This window comes from Leifsonia sp. Ger2509, assembly GCF_055231915.1.
The window spans coordinates 3313839-3328707 of record NZ_JBUYVB010000003.1; the positions used below are offsets into that span (position 1 = coordinate 3313839).

At 66.8% G+C, this 14869-nt stretch carries 17 protein-coding genes and 1 tRNA gene; 8 read left to right on the top strand and 10 right to left on the bottom strand.

The annotated features are described in order from the left end of the window. Positions 1–3: 3 nt before the first annotated feature. Positions 4–1305 (bottom strand): DUF4032 domain-containing protein, encoded by a 1302-nt coding sequence (locus ACV7NN_RS16010; protein ID WP_463350551.1) that lies wholly within the window; start codon positions 1303–1305, stop codon positions 4–6. A gap of 100 nt (positions 1306–1405) precedes the next feature. Then, the gene (locus ACV7NN_RS16015; RefSeq protein ID WP_463350552.1) at positions 1406–2500 is read right to left on the bottom strand and encodes an ABC transporter ATP-binding protein; all 1095 of its coding nucleotides are present in this window, start codon (positions 2498–2500) and stop codon (positions 1406–1408) included. 256 nt (positions 2501–2756) lie between these two features. Between ACV7NN_RS16015 and ACV7NN_RS16020 the strand changes: the two genes are divergently transcribed. The 4 genes from ACV7NN_RS16020 to ACV7NN_RS16035 all read left to right on the top strand — a co-directional run bounded on the left by ACV7NN_RS16020 (position 2757) and on the right by ACV7NN_RS16035 (position 5575). After that, entirely contained in the window at positions 2757–3662 is a 906-nt protein-coding gene (locus ACV7NN_RS16020; protein WP_463350553.1) for a DsbA family protein, read from the top strand. A gap of 58 nt (positions 3663–3720) precedes the next feature. Further along, a tRNA-Thr gene (locus ACV7NN_RS16025) sits at positions 3721–3793 on the top strand. 379 nt (positions 3794–4172) lie between these two features. After that, on the top strand, positions 4173–4589 hold the full coding sequence (locus ACV7NN_RS16030; RefSeq protein WP_463350554.1) for a hypothetical protein: 417 nt from the start codon (positions 4173–4175) through the stop codon (positions 4587–4589). 212 nt (positions 4590–4801) lie between these two features. Further along, positions 4802–5575 carry a hypothetical protein gene (locus ACV7NN_RS16035; RefSeq protein ID WP_463350555.1) on the top strand — a complete coding sequence of 258 codons (774 nt, stop codon included), beginning with the start codon at positions 4802–4804 and terminating at the stop codon, positions 5573–5575. Between the two features lie 74 nt (positions 5576–5649). On the opposite strand, the gene ACV7NN_RS16040 is transcribed toward ACV7NN_RS16035, so the two are convergent. The 4 genes from ACV7NN_RS16040 to ACV7NN_RS16055 all read right to left on the bottom strand — a co-directional run bounded on the left by ACV7NN_RS16040 (position 5650) and on the right by ACV7NN_RS16055 (position 9322). After that, complete coding sequence (locus ACV7NN_RS16040; RefSeq protein ID WP_463350556.1) at positions 5650–6021, bottom strand: VOC family protein; 372 nt, start codon at positions 6019–6021, stop codon at positions 5650–5652. A gap of 36 nt (positions 6022–6057) precedes the next feature. Further along, positions 6058–6891: a polyphosphate kinase 2 gene (gene ppk2, locus ACV7NN_RS16045; protein WP_463350557.1), complete on the bottom strand. Its 834-nt coding sequence runs from the start codon at positions 6889–6891 to the stop codon at positions 6058–6060. A 117-nt stretch (positions 6892–7008) separates the two neighbouring features. Then, positions 7009–7410 carry a DUF7144 family membrane protein gene (locus ACV7NN_RS16050; protein WP_463350558.1) on the bottom strand — a complete coding sequence of 134 codons (402 nt, stop codon included), beginning with the start codon at positions 7408–7410 and terminating at the stop codon, positions 7009–7011. A gap of 64 nt (positions 7411–7474) precedes the next feature. Beyond that, the gene (locus ACV7NN_RS16055) at positions 7475–9322 is read right to left on the bottom strand and encodes a glycoside hydrolase family 15 protein (RefSeq protein ID WP_463350559.1); all 1848 of its coding nucleotides are present in this window, start codon (positions 9320–9322) and stop codon (positions 7475–7477) included. 65 nt (positions 9323–9387) lie between these two features. Between ACV7NN_RS16055 and ACV7NN_RS16060 the strand changes: the two genes are divergently transcribed. Further along, positions 9388–9912 (top strand): hypothetical protein, encoded by a 525-nt coding sequence (locus ACV7NN_RS16060; RefSeq protein ID WP_463350560.1) that lies wholly within the window; start codon positions 9388–9390, stop codon positions 9910–9912. A gap of 60 nt (positions 9913–9972) precedes the next feature. Here ACV7NN_RS16060 and ACV7NN_RS16065 read toward each other — a convergent pair whose 3' ends face one another. Together ACV7NN_RS16065 and ACV7NN_RS16070 are read right to left on the bottom strand one after the other, a co-directional pair. Next, entirely contained in the window at positions 9973–10344 is a 372-nt protein-coding gene (locus ACV7NN_RS16065; protein ID WP_463350561.1) for a PLDc N-terminal domain-containing protein, read from the bottom strand. Positions 10345–10388: 44 nt separating this feature from the next. Then, positions 10389–10772, bottom strand: a complete 384-nt coding sequence (locus ACV7NN_RS16070) for an SHOCT domain-containing protein (RefSeq protein ID WP_463350562.1) — start codon at positions 10770–10772, stop codon at positions 10389–10391. 165 nt (positions 10773–10937) lie between these two features. On the opposite strand from ACV7NN_RS16070, the gene ACV7NN_RS16075 reads away from it, so the two are divergent. The 3 genes from ACV7NN_RS16075 to ACV7NN_RS16085 all read left to right on the top strand — a co-directional run bounded on the left by ACV7NN_RS16075 (position 10938) and on the right by ACV7NN_RS16085 (position 12952). Further along, positions 10938–12074 carry a DUF998 domain-containing protein gene (locus tag ACV7NN_RS16075; RefSeq protein ID WP_463350563.1) on the top strand — a complete coding sequence of 379 codons (1137 nt, stop codon included), beginning with the start codon at positions 10938–10940 and terminating at the stop codon, positions 12072–12074. A gap of 86 nt (positions 12075–12160) precedes the next feature. Further along, positions 12161–12613, top strand: a complete 453-nt coding sequence (locus ACV7NN_RS16080) for a hypothetical protein (RefSeq protein WP_463350564.1) — start codon at positions 12161–12163, stop codon at positions 12611–12613. Between the two features lie 3 nt (positions 12614–12616). Beyond that, entirely contained in the window at positions 12617–12952 is a 336-nt protein-coding gene (locus tag ACV7NN_RS16085; RefSeq protein WP_463350565.1) for an SHOCT domain-containing protein, read from the top strand. Positions 12953–12963: 11 nt separating this feature from the next. Here the strand turns inward: ACV7NN_RS16085 and ACV7NN_RS16090 are convergent, their stop codons facing one another. Both ACV7NN_RS16090 and paaE read right to left on the bottom strand, forming a co-directional pair. Further along, a complete protein-coding gene (locus ACV7NN_RS16090; protein ID WP_463350566.1) occupies positions 12964–13734 on the bottom strand; it encodes an enoyl-CoA hydratase/isomerase family protein in 771 nt (256 codons plus the stop codon). A 22-nt stretch (positions 13735–13756) separates the two neighbouring features. Continuing rightward, positions 13757–14869 (bottom strand): 1,2-phenylacetyl-CoA epoxidase subunit PaaE, encoded by a 1113-nt coding sequence (paaE, locus tag ACV7NN_RS16095; protein WP_463350567.1) that lies wholly within the window; start codon positions 14867–14869, stop codon positions 13757–13759.

The following is a 14869-nucleotide window of genomic DNA, read 5'->3' on the forward strand; positions in this document are numbered from 1 at the left end:
TGCTCAAACCTTCGCGCGCCAGTCGTCCTCGTCGTCGGTGATCGTGCCGATCGCGCCCGTTATGACCGGGATGCTCAGCGTCTCGGTGGGCGGACCGATCACGGTCGCCTCATCGCGGCGGTGACGCAGCACATCCTTGATGTACGAACTGAGTGCCTCGGCGAGCGGAACGTCGCGGTCCTCATCCTGTGACATGAACCAGCGGTGCTCGAGAAGCTGGTGGAAGACCTCCGCCGGCTCCAGCTTGCCCTTCAGGTCGGAAGGAATCGCCCGAACGATCGGCTCGAAGACACGCATCAGCCACTCGTGCGCCATCGCCTCCTCGTCGAGTCCAGCCTTGCCGAGAGTGGCGGCGTACGAGTCGAGGTCGTTCAACAGACGCCGCGCCTGGTTCTCCTGCGCGTCCAGCCCGGTCAGCCGGAGAAGCCGACGCTGGTGGTGTCCGGCATCCACGACCTTCGGCTGGATGCGGACTGTCGTGCCCTTCTCATCCGTCTTGATCGCCAGTTCCTCGATGTCGAAACCGAGCTCGTTCAGCCGGTCGACCCGTTTGCTGATGCGCCAGCGCTCCGACGAAGCGAACGACTCGCTGCCGGTGAGCTCCTTCCAGAGCGACCGGTACGCGGCGACGATACCGTTCGACACCTTGATCGGGTCCAGTTCCTCATCGACCCGACCGCCTGCTTCGAGGTCCATCAGTTCACCGGCGATGTTGACTCGGGCGATTTCGAGGTCGTTCTCGCGCTGCCCGTTCGAGAGGCCGCCGTCGTAGAGCTGGCCGGTCTCCGCATCCACCAGGTACGCGGCGAACGCGCCGGCGTCGCGGCGGAAGAGGGTGTTCGACAGTGAGACGTCGCCCCAGAAGAAGCCGACGATGTGCAGGCGCACCAGCAATACGGCCAGCGCATCCACCAGGCGCGTCGCGGTGTCGGGCCGGAGCGTCTGCGAGAAGAGGGCCCGGTAGGGGAGCGAGAACTTGAGGTGACGAGTGACGAGAGCCGCCTTCAGCGGCTCGCCCTCGTCATCCGTGCGGTTGTTGATGACGGCGACCGGGTCGACGCAGGGGATGTCGACACGCTGCAGCGTGCGGAGCATCTCGTACTCGCGCTTCGCGAGCTCCGCCGACGTCTCTTTGATGGCGATGACATAACCGGACAGGTTGGCGAATCGCACCAGGTGGCGGGAGATGCCCTTCGGCAGGATGGCGATGTGGTCGTTCGACCACTCGTCGAGCGGCACGTTCCACGGAAGATCGAGGAGGGCCGGATCCACTGTGGCCGCGGTGATGTTGAGTGAGCCGCTCATGCAAGAAACCTATCGGACGGGGCTGGGAAGCCCGCAAAATGCGTAGTGCCGCGACCCCGTGAAGGAGTCGCGGCACCGCGCGTGGAACAGATGGAACGGATCAGTCGATGACTGCCCCGCCGAGGCGCTCGCCCGACTCCGCGTTGAAGACGTGCACGTGGCCCGGCTTCGGCGTGATGTAGACGACGTCGCCCGCGTTGGGGTGGATGCGACCGTCGACACGACCGACGATGTCGGTGCGCTTGCCTTCGATCTCGGAGTGTCCGTACAGGTAGCCGTCGGCGCCGAGTTCCTCGACGAGGTCGACCGCGACCTTCAGGCCCGAGTTCTCCGTGGTCGAGACGACCACGTCTTCGGGACGGACACCGATGGTGACTGCGGTGCCGGCGCCGGCCAGCGTCTCGCGCTCGACCGGGACGACCGTGGTGCCGAACTTGACGCCGCCGTCGACCACGTCAGCCGAGAACAGGTTCATGGCCGGGCTTCCGATGAAGCCGGCGACGAACACGTTGTTCGGCTGCGCATACAGGTCGCGCGGGGTGCCGACCTGCTGGAGGACGCCGTCCTTGAGGACCGCGATGCGGTCGCCCATGGTCAGAGCCTCCGTCTGGTCGTGCGTGACGTAGACGGTGGTGACACCGAGACGACGCGTCAGCGACGCGATCTGGGTGCGGGTCTGAACGCGGAGCTTGGCGTCGAGGTTCGACAGCGGCTCGTCCATGAGGAACACCTGAGGGCTGCGGACGATCGCACGGCCCATCGCGACACGCTGACGCTGACCACCCGAGAGGGCCTTCGGCTTGCGGGCGAGGTACGGCTCGAGGTCGAGCAGCTTCGCGGCCTCGAGGACGCGGGCGGCGCGCTCATCCTTGTTGACGCCGGCGATCTTCAGGGCGAAGCCCATGTTCTCAGCGACGGTCATGTGCGGGTAGAGAGCGTAGTTCTGGAACACCATCGCGATGTCGCGGTCCTTCGGCGGAACATCCGTCACATTGCGCTCACCGATGAAGATGTTGCCGTCGTTGACCTCTTCGAGGCCCGCGAGCATGCGCAGGGAGGTGGACTTTCCACAGCCGGAGGGACCGACGAGGACGAGGAACTCGCCATCAGCGATCTGCAGGTCGAGCTCGTCGACCGCGGGGCGATTGGAACCCGGGTAGAGGCGGGTTGCCTTGTCATACGTTACTGACGCCATGTTGTACTGACTCCTTCACCGGCAGGTACGTGCCGGACGATCCGTAGTGAATGGATATGGTGCTGCCCCATATGGGCTACAGCGACCACGACCCATAGTATGTCATGGGCGGCGATGCCGGTTACACGCTCTCTCATGGGGCCCACCGCTCAGGTTCAGGAGCCGTTTGGTCGTTTCCCAGACTGCCGAACTACTATCTCCCTTGCGTTTGCATGAACTGTGAACTGCCCCATCCAAACCCCCGGAGCGAAAATCAATGACCCACGGCGGACCGACCGACAGCCGTCCCTCGAGAAACGATCGGCGCGAGGCGGCCAGGGAGAAGGCTCGCCAGCTCCGTGAGGACCAGAAGAAGCGCGATCGGCGCAACCGGGTCTTCCTGCAGTCGGGGATCATCGTCGGCGTCCTTGCGGTCGTTGCAGTCGTCGTTCTGATCATCGTCAGCGCCATCCGCCCGCCCGTTCCGGGACCGGCGAACATGGCCAGCGACGGGGTCGTAGTCGGCACGGGCCTGAAGGTCGTTCCGACGGAGTCGCTCGCGGCGGACGCATCCCCGATCGCCTCGACACCGGACCCGTCGGGAAGCGTGGTGAGCATCCGTCTCTACATCGACTACCTGTGCCCGTTCTGCGGTGAGTTTGAGAAGACCAACGGGGACCAACTCGAAGAGTGGGCCAAGTCCGGCGCCGCGACCGTCGAAGTGCACCCGATCGCCATTCTCACCAGTCACTCCTCTGGGACGAAGTATTCGCTCCGTGCAGCCAACGCTGCAGCCTGCGTCGCCAACTACTCGGGCGACCAGTTCTGGAACTTCCACCGCCTGCTGTTCGCGAACCAGCCGAAGGAAGGCAGCGCGGGGCTGACGGATGCGCAACTCAAGGGGTACGTGAGCTCTGCGGGCGCCAAGAACGTCAGTTCGATCGAGAAATGCATCGACGACGGCACCTACACGACGTGGGTGGCCAACGCGACGGACCGGGCGCTGGCAGGGCCCATCCCGAACTCCAACGTCAGCAAGCTGACCGGTACTCCGCTGGTGATCGTCAACGGCAAGCAGTACACCGGCTCGCTGACCAGCCCGGACGACTTCAAAGCATTCGTGCTGCAGGCCCAGGGCGACGCGTACTCGACGGCGACGCCCAGTCCGTCACCGTCCAAGTGACGTCGAGAGGCCGTCGCTCCCTTTAGTATTGACAGGCGAGACGGGCGAGCCGTCTCAGGCCGGCCTGGCGCAATTGGTAGCGCACCGCTCTTGTAAAGCGGGGGTTACGGGTTCGAGTCCCGTGGCCGGCTCTTGTGAGAGCCATCCCCGGGGCTCGAAATCCCCTTGTTGACAACGCGATGCGTTGTCGGGTTCGAGTCCCGTGGCCGGCTCTGTGCTGGTACCGCGCGCCGCCGTCCCTGCGGCGCGCGGCCGGATTCGTCGTGCACGCCGCCGAATCCGGCTCTTGTGAGAGCTATCCCCGGGCTCGAAGCCCCCTTGTGGACAGCGCGATGCGTCGTCCTACCCCCAGTTCGCGGCGCATTTCGGCGTGGACAGACAGATGTGTCTAGCGCACGGGCAGGTCTACTGGCATGCTGACGGGTAACAGCAACGTCAACCCGAAGGACAACGTCTGTGTATCAGGTTCATAATCACACGCATGACAGTGCGCAACTCCTCGTCCGTCGTATGGAGCGAGACCTCCGGTGGGCGAAGGATCGCCGCCGGCAGCACGAGCGGGAGATCGAGGACGCCCGCCGAGTGCTCGAGGCGAAGCCGCTCGCGCTCGCGGGCAGGACGCCGCAGGTGACTGTCCTCGCGCTGGCGGCGATCGCCGGTGGCTACTGGGCCGCGTCGATGGCCGGCATCCCCGCAGGCTGGATGACCATCGTCCTGTGGCTCGCGGCGGGGCTCACGGTTGCCGTTCTGGTCGGCGCTCTGGTGTCACTGGTCCGCGTTCGGGCTCGCAGGGCCGCCGCTCGACAGGTCGTCGCCTCGCACGCCACCCGCCTCGGTCACACGCAGTATCACCTCGACAAGGCTGTGCACGCTTACATCGACGCCCACGTCGAAGCGCGGAACATCCGCGAGTTGCACGCGGCCTGAGTCGTGAGTCGGCGACGTCCTGCGTCGACAGGGTCCGCTCTGGTGGAGACACGGTCGTGGGAGCCGGATCCGCTCCTTCTACCGCGGTCGGCGCGCATCCTCCAGTGCCCTTGGCGAACTCGAAGGGGATACTGACACGCGGTCCAGACAGGTCTCGTAGTGTCTCCGGATGCCCTCGGCCACACCGGTCGGGGGCAACGGAAAGGATCCACGTGAAGAACGAAACGAACACCTCCGAGAACATCTCCACCGCCACCCGCGGCGCGTTCGGCCCCCGGCGGTTCGCCGTCGGCGCGGCCTCCGTGCTCGCGGCGGGAGCACTGGTGTGTGCGGGAGCGCAGGGAGCGTTCGCTGCCACCACGGACCCGGCCGTCGGCTCGGGTTCCGTCTCGGCCACAGCATCCGCGGGCCACGACAGCATCGACCTGCACGGCCTGTTCTCCGCGCACGGTGACGTGAACGGTGCGAAGGCCCAGGCGGTCGCACGTGCCATCGTCTCCGACCACGCGGTCTTCTCGCTCCTGCCGAGCGAACTGCAGGGGGACCTCACCGCGCTGAAGGACGCGTCGGTGCATCACCGCACCGCTGAGGCGCGGAAGATCCCGTCCTCGGCGCTCGCCGGAGACTACGGCACGGCGATCCGGTCGCTCGCGAAGAATCTGAAAGCAACGGGTCTCCACGAGTCCCGACTCGCGCCGAATCTGCCCGACCTGGCGAAGCAGCTTCTCGGCGGCTCCGTCTTCACGGGCACGCAGCTCGGCGCGGAGGGCGCGCAGGTCGCGAAGGCCGTGACCGGCGACTCCGAACTCGCGTCCAAGCTGCCGGACTCGCTGCGCAACGACCTCTCGAAGCTGGCCACGGCTCCCGCCTCGGCACGGGATGGCGATGTGCAGAGCATCGCCACCACCGCGCTGCAGGGCGGCTACGGCTCGCAGGTCAAGCAGGTCGCCGACCAGATCGAGCAGCAGGTGCTCTCGGGTCTCTAGAGTCCGATGGGTACGCAGGGGGTCCGGCCGATGGCGGGGCCCCCTGTCGCATCCGGTGACCGCCGTCGGGCGCCTCAGCCCTGCTGGAGCAGTACGAACCCGTTCCCGTCGGGGTCGGCGAACTGCGACTGCGTGCCCCAGCCCTCCGCCTCGGGCTCGGACACCTCGACGCCCGCTGCGCGCAGCGTTGCGACCACCGACGCGATGTCGTCGGTGTGGAGCACGATGCCCTGCTGCCAGCCGGGTCCGGCCTGACCGGTGAACGGCAGGTGCAGCGTGAAGTCGACGGAGCTGCCCGCGGGGGCGACGGAGAGCCAGCGCGCATCCCCGTAGGAGCTGTCGGCCGTCACCTCGAAGCCGAGGACGTCGCGGTAGAACGCGAGTGAGCGCTCCTGGTCGGCGACGGGGATCGTTACGGTCTGGATGACGAGTGTGGGAGTAGCCATGAAGTCCACGCTAGCCGGGCGCCACCTTGGGCACGATCACTCGGACCCGCGGCGGCGATGCAGCGCGGACGTGATGTCGGGCACGTAGCGCGTGAGTGACAACGGCGGTCGCTCGTAGTCGGCCGCCGGCGGGCGTGGGGGGAAGTTGACGTGCGGAGGCTCGACATGTTGGTAGGGGATCTGCGAGAGCAGGTGGCTGATCATGTTCAGCCTGGAGGCTCGCTTGTCCTCGCTCTCGACCGTCCACCACGGCGCCTCGGAGATGTCGCAGTGCACGAACATCTCGTCCTTCGCCTTCGAATATTCGACCCATTTCGTGATCGAGAGCAGATCTGTCTGGGACAGCTTCCAGCGCCGCATGGGGTCACTCATCCTCGACCGGAACCGCGCCTCCTGTTCGCGGTCGGACACCGAGAACCAGTACTTGAGCAGGATGATCCCGTCTTCGACGAGAAGCCGTTCGAAGATCGGCGTCTGGTGAAGGAATCGCCTGTACTCCTCCGGCGTGCAGTAGCCCATCACCCTCTCCACTCCGGCCCGGTTGTACCAGGACCGGTCGAACAGCACGATCTCGCCTTTCGTCGGCAGGTGCTGGATGTAGCGCTGGTAGTACCACTGGCCCCGTTCCCGGTCGGTAGGGATCGGAAGCGCCACGATGCGGGCGACGCGAGGGTTGAGGTACTCGGTGACACGTTTGACAGCGGACCCCTTGCCCGCCGCATCCCGCCCCTCGAAGATGACGAGGACGCGGGCGCCGGTCGCCCTGACCCACTCCTGCGCCGTGACGAGTTCGGCCTGCAGGCGGCTCAGTTCCGCTTCGTAGACGGACCGCTTGATGCGTGGCGGTCGTGCCGAGTCTTTCGTGGCCATGATGCAACTCCCGACGGTCATTGCTGTCTCGGGCTGCTCCCGCACGTGTTTCGTCCCGGCGCACGAGACGGATCACGTGCGCCGGGACGGAAGTAGTGCGGCGGGGCGGAACGCGAACTACTCGCGGCGTCCGAGCTCGTGCCCGTGCGCTGTCAGGGCGTAGATGATGAGGATGTCGACGCCGATGAGGATCAGCGACCACCACGGCTGCGCGGGTACCAGGAGCAGGTTGCCGATGGCGCTCAGCGATGCGAGGATCACCGCGATGACCCGCGCCCACATCTGCCCGGCGAACAGCGCGAGGGCGACCAGCACCAGCAGGATGCCGATGATGAGCGTCCACCAGGCCCAGCCCTGCACGTCGAACATGAAGAGGCTGCCAGTGGTCTTGACGTAGTAGGTGTCAGGCGCGATCAGGCCGACGAACCCCTGGATCACGCTGAAGACTCCGCTGATGAGGATGATCGCACCCGCGAACAGCCCCCACCCGAGCCAGCCGGTTGTTTTCGTAGTGCTCATGATTACCCCTCCTGAATGCTTTGTGGTGCATCGTGTTCGGAAGCTATCGCGAGCGAACGGATGCTCACATCACCCGATCGGGATGATGTCCGTCGAGCCGCTCGTTCAGCGTCAGCGCAGCGTCGATCAGTGCGAGATGGGTGAAGGCCTGCGGGAAGTTGCCGAGCTGGTCACCGGTCAGAGCGATCTCCTCCGAGAACAGGGAGAGGTGGTTGGCATAGGTGAGCATCTTCTCGAAGGTGAGGCGCGCTTCGGCCAGCTTGCCGGCGCGTGCCAGCGCATCCACGTACAGGAATGTGCACAGCGAGAAGGTCCCCTCCGAGCCACGGAGGCCGTCGGGGGAGGCGCTGGGGTCGTACCGGTAGACGAGACTGTCGGAGACGAGTTCCTCTTCCATCGCGCGAAGCGTATCCAGCCACATCGGGTCCTGCGGCGAGATGAAGCCGACCTGGGCCATCTTCAGCAGGGAGGCGTCGAGCACCGTCTCGCCGTACTGCTGCACAAAAGCGCGGCGCTCTTCGTTCCATCCTTTCTCCATGATCTGGTTGTAGATCGCGTCACGAGCCGACCGCCACCGCTTGAGAGGTGCTGGGCGGCCGTGGGAGGTGGCCAGCCGGATGCCGCGATCGAACGCGACCCAGCACATGAGGCGGCCGTACGTGAAGTCCTTCCGGCCCCCACGCGTCTCCCAGATGCCTTCCTCGGGCTGGTCCCAGTTGTCGGCGAGCCAGTCGAGCAGGCGGGTGATCGCCTGCCATCCGGGCTGGCCGATCTCGATCCCGCTGCGGTCGACCTGGTAGACGGCGTCGAGGGCCTCTCCGTAGATGTCGAGCTGCAGCTGGCCCGCGGCACCGTTTCCGATCCTCACCGGGAAGGAGCCGCGGTAGCCTTCCCATCCGTCGATGGTCTCCTCGGAGAGCTCCGGATCTCCGTCGACCCGGTACATGATGTTCAGCGGGCCGGTTGCGCTTCCTGCCTGCTCCGTGACGCGGTCGCGCAGCCAGACGCCGAAGGCGGCGGCCTCCTCGAGGTAGCCGAGCCGCACCAGCGTGCGCACAGAGAAGGACGCGTCGCGCACCCAGGTGAAGCGGTAGTCCCAGTTGCGCTCGCCGCCGACCTGCTCAGGGAGGCCGGCGGTCGGCGCAGCGACGAGTCCGCCGGTCGGAGCGTACGTGAGCAGCTTCAGGGTGATCGCAGAACGCTCCACCTCTTCGCGCCACCGTCCGGTGTAGGTCGACCGGTCGATCCAGTCCTGCCAGAATTTCGCCGTGTCGTCGAAGAGCCGTTTCGCTTCCGCGACGGGGACGACGGCCGGAGCGCCGGTCGGAGAGGTCTCGAGGATGATCCCACGCATCTGGCCTTCGACGAGCCGCACGCTGGCGCGGAGGTCCCCTTCCGGTGACGGGTCGATCTCTGCGAGCCTTTCGTCTCCCGGGTCGCGGACGAGGCTGACGGTCAGCACCGTCGCATCCGAGGTGAACGTGGCCACACCGTCGCCCACAGTGACCTGGTGGCTCCGGCGCCCATAGTCGAAACGCGGGGCGACCTCGACGTCGAACTCCATCTCTCCCCTGACGCAGCGCAGGACGCGCACGAGCCGGTGCCGTTCGCTGGCCGCTTCGTCGGTCGTCGGCATGAAGTCGACGAGCTCGCCCACTCCCTTCTCCGTCAGGAATCGGGTGACGAGGATGGCCGTGTCCGGGAAGTAGAGCTGCTTCGCCTGGAACGTCTCGGTCGAGGGCCGAATGCTGAAGTGGCCGCCGCGCTCCGCATCCAGCAGGGATGCGAAGATGCTCGGCGAGTCGAATCGCGGGGAGCAGAACCAGTCGATGGTTCCGTCGGTGGCGACCAAGGCGGCCGTCTGGAGGTCTCCGATGAGGCCGTGTTCAGCGATGAGCGGATACTCGTTCATGTGGTCCTCTTCCGATGCAACGGGTGTGCGGGCGATACTTAGGCGTGTCGTGAGATCGGGGAGAAATGACGCAGACCAGCAGGCTGTCCTCCGGCGCGCTTCGCCGTGCGCGCTTGGACTACATCACGGAAGAATCCGTCTACGGCACGGTACTGGTGAGCGGCATGATCGTCGTGGCGGGGTCGTACGGCGCGACGAGCTGGCAGGTCTTCCTGAGCGTCTTCGGGACGGTCGTGGTGTTCTGGGCCGCGCATGTCTATGCCGGTACGATCGCGGGCCACGGTATCGAGGGGGAGCTGGAGGGAGACGATTCACTCCTGACGGCGTTCCGGCGTGCGCTCCGGCGTTCGGTCGGCTTCCTGACGTCCGCCCTGCCCCCGTCGATCGTGCTGCTGCTCGGCGCGACGCAGGCCGTCGACGACAAGACGGCGATCTGGGCGGCACTGTGGCTGGGCGTCATCATTCTCGCAGTCCTGGGATTCATCGTGTTCTCCCTGCGTGGCGATTCCTGGCTCGTGCGCATCCTCGGCGCCCTCGGCACTGCGCTGTTCGGTGTGGCGATGATCCTGCTCAAGGCGGTCATCCACTGAACGTCCCGCCCGGGCTCGGGTGCCGGGCTCGGGCGGGACGATAGGCGGTTCAGGCGTACGTCAGGACAGCGCTCGCGCCTTCAGCACCTCGAATTCGGCGGCGCTGATCGTGCCGTCGTCGAGCAGCTGTTTCGCCTGGGCTATCTGGTCGGCGGCCGGTGTGGTCACGACCTTCCTGACGTAGGCGTCTGTCTCGGATCGGGCGGACGCGAAATCACCGGACCGGCGGGCCTCCATCCCGGATCCGCGCGCGATGAAGTAGACGAGCGCGGTCAGGAACGGCACGAACACCAGGAAGATGATCCAGATCGCCTTGCCCCAGCCATTCACCGAGTCGTCGCGGAAGAGGTCCGCGATGATCCAGAAGAGCACCATCAGGTAGGCGACGAAGACGAAGGTCCAGAAGAGGTAGCCCATGAATCCCCAGAACATGCGATCGTCCTTTCTCTCGTCGGTTTCAGCGTGGTTACGGCAGGTCAGCCGATGGCGCGTGCCTTCAGGGCGTCATACTCCGCCTGGCTGATAGCGCCGGAGTCGAGCAGCGCCTTCGCTTTGGCGATGTCATCGGTCGGCGACGGGCCCGAGGAGGCTGCGACGGTGCGGATGTACGCGTCGTTCTCCGACTGGGCCACCATCATGCGTGCCGCCTGCCGTTCGGCCATCCCGCGTCCGCGGACGACCAGGTAGATCAGCGCGCCGAGGAACGGTATGAAGACCAGGAAGATGATCCACAGCGCTTTCGCCCACCCGTTGAGGTTCTTGTCGCGGAAGAGGTCGGCGAACATCTGGAACAGGATGATGATGAACGAGATGAAGATGTAGGTCCAGAAGAATAGCCAGAGGAAATCCCAGAAGTTCATCGGAGGGCCCTTCGGTAGGGGCGCGCCCGGCGGGAGCACCATTGGGACGAATGTATGCCGCGGCTCGGCGGCACTACATCATCCGAACCGGATGATGTAGCTCGTGCGCCCCGAAAGGCATACTGTGCCTGCCGAGGCCCGTCTCGGTGGATCGGAGAGGGCGCGATGAGCAAGCCGCAGACGCTCGGGCGGGTGTTCCGTCATCCCGCGGAGAGCAGGCAGACCCTGGAGTCCGCGGCCCTGGTCGTCGGGGCCGCCGTCTTCGTGGTCGCCGCGATCATCGCGGCCATCACGTTCAGCGGGAAGGACCTGCCGATCTCCGGCCACGGTTCTCTCGGTCAGTTCGTCGCCATCACGGGCGGCATCACCGCGTTCGTCGTGTTCGTGTTCGCCCGGATGGTCCTCCGCACCCGCAGATCGCGGCTCGGCAGCCTCGACAATGCCGAATACGACTCGGCCGGCGTGCGTCTGCGCTGGTTCGATGTCGGCGCCCTCGCACTCGCCCACGGGGTCATCGCCCTGCTCGCCTGGACCGGACTCGCCGCCCTTATGGCCGTCAGCTTCAAGGGGGCCGTCGTCTTCAGCTTCTCGGCGGTCATCCTGGCCGGTGTGGCGGTTGCGCTCACCGCCTACGTGGTCTTCCTGTCGTCGGTCCACTTGAGCCCGATGCTGCTGTCGCTCGTCCTGGCCGCATTCATCGTGAGCGGCGCGATCACGGCCATGATGAGTGCGACCGATCCGCTGTGGTGGCAGAAGAACCTGAGCACTCTCGGGATCGGCAACGACATCTCATCGCTCACCTTCAATGTGACGCTCATCATCGCCGGCGTGATGGTCACGACGATCGCCCACTACGCGACGGCCCCGCTCCCGGCTTCGACGCGGGCCGAGGCACGCGGACGCACGCTGGCGCGGGTGGCCCTGATGGTCATGGGGATCCTCCTCGCGTGCGTCGGCGCCTTCCCGCTCGACCGCAACGAGGCGGTGCACAACTCCTCGGCGAGCGGGATGGCGGTGGTCTACGTGGTCCTGGTGATCGCCTTCCCGTGGCTCGTCCCGTCCATCCCCCGGGTGTTCGTCATCCTCGGCTACGTCTACGTCGGCGTGATCGTCGTGCTGGCCGTCTTCTTCATCTCGGGCTACTACAACCTGACCGCCGTCGAACTCGTCGCGTTCACGCTCATCTTCAGCTGGCTGATCGTGCTGTTGCGCAACACGGGCGGAACGGGGCCGTCGCAGCAAGAGGATGCTCGCATCGTCGATGCAGCAGGACCGGAAGTCGATGTGCCGCAGCACACCTGATCGCCGGATGGCGCGCGGCACGTAGTGGACGCCACCGTGTCGCGGGCGTAGCCTGTGGCTCATCGGGGGCTTGGAGGCGCGTGCTTGTGGCTGATGTGACGTATGCGCAATCGACCGGGCCGTTGAATTTCGTCGTGGTGGAGTTTCCGGAGGGCCGCATCGTCGACAGCGGCTTCGCCGCCCTGCGCGATGCTGCCGAACGCGGAACCGTGCTGATCCTGGACGTCGAATTCATCTCGGTCGACGACGGAGGGCACTCGCGTTCGATCGATGCTGAGGATGTCGTATTCGACCCGGATGCGGCGCTCACCTACTTCTCCGGAGCGAGTTCCGGTCTCCTCGAGGACGACGACATCGCGGAGGTCGCGTCGCGGATGCGACCCGGAAGCCTCGGTGCGGTCGTCGTCTACGAGGACCGCTCGCTGATGGCCGCCGTCGAGAGCTGGGAACGCGACGGTGCGAGCGTCGTCGCGGAGGGACCCATCCTTCCCGACGACCTCGAAGCGGCCCTGGACCGCACTGACGGCCAGGAGGGCTGACCGATGGGGATTCTGAAGACGGTCGCGACGGTGGCCGTCGCGAGCAGTGTCCACGGCAGGATCCAGCGCAGGCAGCAGACGCGATGGGCGCAGCAGGATGCGGCGGCCGCCGGACATCCGATGCCTGCGTACGCGCCCGCCGCACCCGAGCCTTTCCCGCCAGCAGCGGTTGCGCCCGCGGCCGCTGCGCCCGTCCGGCCTCCCGGGCCTGCAGGCGTACCCGGAGGCCTCAGCATGATCGACGAGCTCCGCCAGCTGGGCGAGTTGCGCGACGCGGGCATCCTCACCGACGCGGAGTTCGACGAGCAGAAGGCGCGGGTGCTCGGGGCTGCGCGCTGACCGGTGCCGGGCTAGCGGCCGGCGAAGGTCGGCGTGCGCTTCTGCTGGAAGGCGGCGAAACCTTCCCGGTAGTCGTCGGTGTCGCACAGGGCGGCCTGCGCGGCGTTCTCGGCGCTCATCGACTCCCAGAGGCCCAGGCGCTGGTCGCGCAGCGCACGGATGAGCTCCTTGCTCGCGAGGAAGGCCGCGGTCGCCCCCGACGCGGCTGTGGTCGCGGCGGCCCCGACCGCATCCGCCAGCTCGTCGGCGGGGAAGACGCGGCTGAACAGTCCGGACTGCACGGCCTCGGTGCCGGACATCAGACGGCCCGTGTAGATCAGGTCGAGGGTCTTGTGCGCGCCGAGGCGTTCGAAGAAGAGGGCGTGGCCTCCGGAGTCGAGCGTAGCCCCGAGCGCCGCGAACGGTGAGCCGATCTTCGCGGTGTCGGCGACGTAGACCACGTCGGTCGCGATGAGGAGCCCCAGCCCGACGCCGAGGCAGGCGCCGTGGGCTGCGGCGAACGTCGGGGCAGGGAAGGCGCTCATCCGCTCGAGCAGGGGTGTGACCAGCCCGTCGAGGTAGCCGGACACGTCGTCGGTCCGCGGGTCGACCGCCGAGATGTCCCGGCCGGCGCAGAAGGCCCGCCCCTCCCCGCGCAGGACCAGCGCGCGGACTTCGGCCGCCTCCGCCCGGTCGTACGCGTCCGCCAGTTCGCCCAGCGCCCCCGCGTCGAGGGCGTTCAGCTTCTCGGGTGCGTTCAGGACGATCCGGGCGACGCCGTCGGCGATGGTCAGGTCGATCACAGGGGAGTCCTTTCGTCGGCGGTCACACGTCGTAGTCGACGGCGACCTTGTCGGTGAGCGGATGCGACTGGCAGGTCAGAACGTAGCCGCGTTCGAGCTCCTCGGGTTCGAGCGCGTAGTTCTCGGTCATCCGCACGTCGCCGGAGACGAGGCGGGCGCGGCACGTGCCGCAGACCCCGCCCGCGCAGGCGAACGGCACGTCGGGGCGCACGCGCAGGGCGGCGTTCAGGACCGACTCGTTCGCGTCGACCGGCGTCGTGACGGTCGCCGTCTGCCCGTCGAGGGTGAACTCGATCTCGAACGACTTCTCGCCGGGATGCACGAGCACCGGCCGCCCCACATCCCCGGCCACCTGCACAGGGTCGCCGGTCGTGAACAACTCGAAGCGGATGTGCGCCCGGTCGACGCCCACACTCTCGAGCGTGTCGCGGCAGAGCTGCACCAGCTCGAACGGTCCGCACAGGAACCACTCGTCGACGGCGGCCGGATGGATGATCGTCTCCAGCATCCGTCGAAGCCGCTCTTCGTCGATGCGGCCGGACAGCAAGGGCGCCGAGCGCTGCTCGCGCGACAGCACGTGGTGCAGGGCGAGCCGTGCCGGATAGCGGTCCTTCAGGTCGGAGAGCTCTTCGAGGAACATCACATCGACGGCCGTGCGGTTCGTGTAGACGAGGGTGAAGCGCGAGGTCTCGCTGCGCGCGAGCACCGTGTGTGCGAGCGACATCAGCGGCGTGATGCCCGAGCCCGCCGCGATGCCGACGATGTGCTTGTCGTCGAGGTCTTCCAGGTCGGTCGTGAACGTCCCCTGCGGGCTCATCACGTCGATCCGGTCGCCGGCGCGCAGCTCTTCGTTGGCCCAGGTGGAGAACGCCCCGCCCAGATCGCGCTTGATCGCCACACTGATCGAGCCCGGTGTCGGCGGCCGGCAGATCGAGTAGCTGCGCCGCAGTTCGTGGCCGTCGATCGTCGCGCGCAACGCGACATGCTGCCCGGGCGCGTAGTCGTAGGCGCCGTGCAGCTGCTCGGGCACCTCGAACGTCACCTCCACGCTCGCGCTCGTGAGCGGGCGGATATCGGCGACGGTCAGGGTGTGGAACCTCGCGCGCTTCCTCGTGCCCAGGTTCGTTGCCGCCAC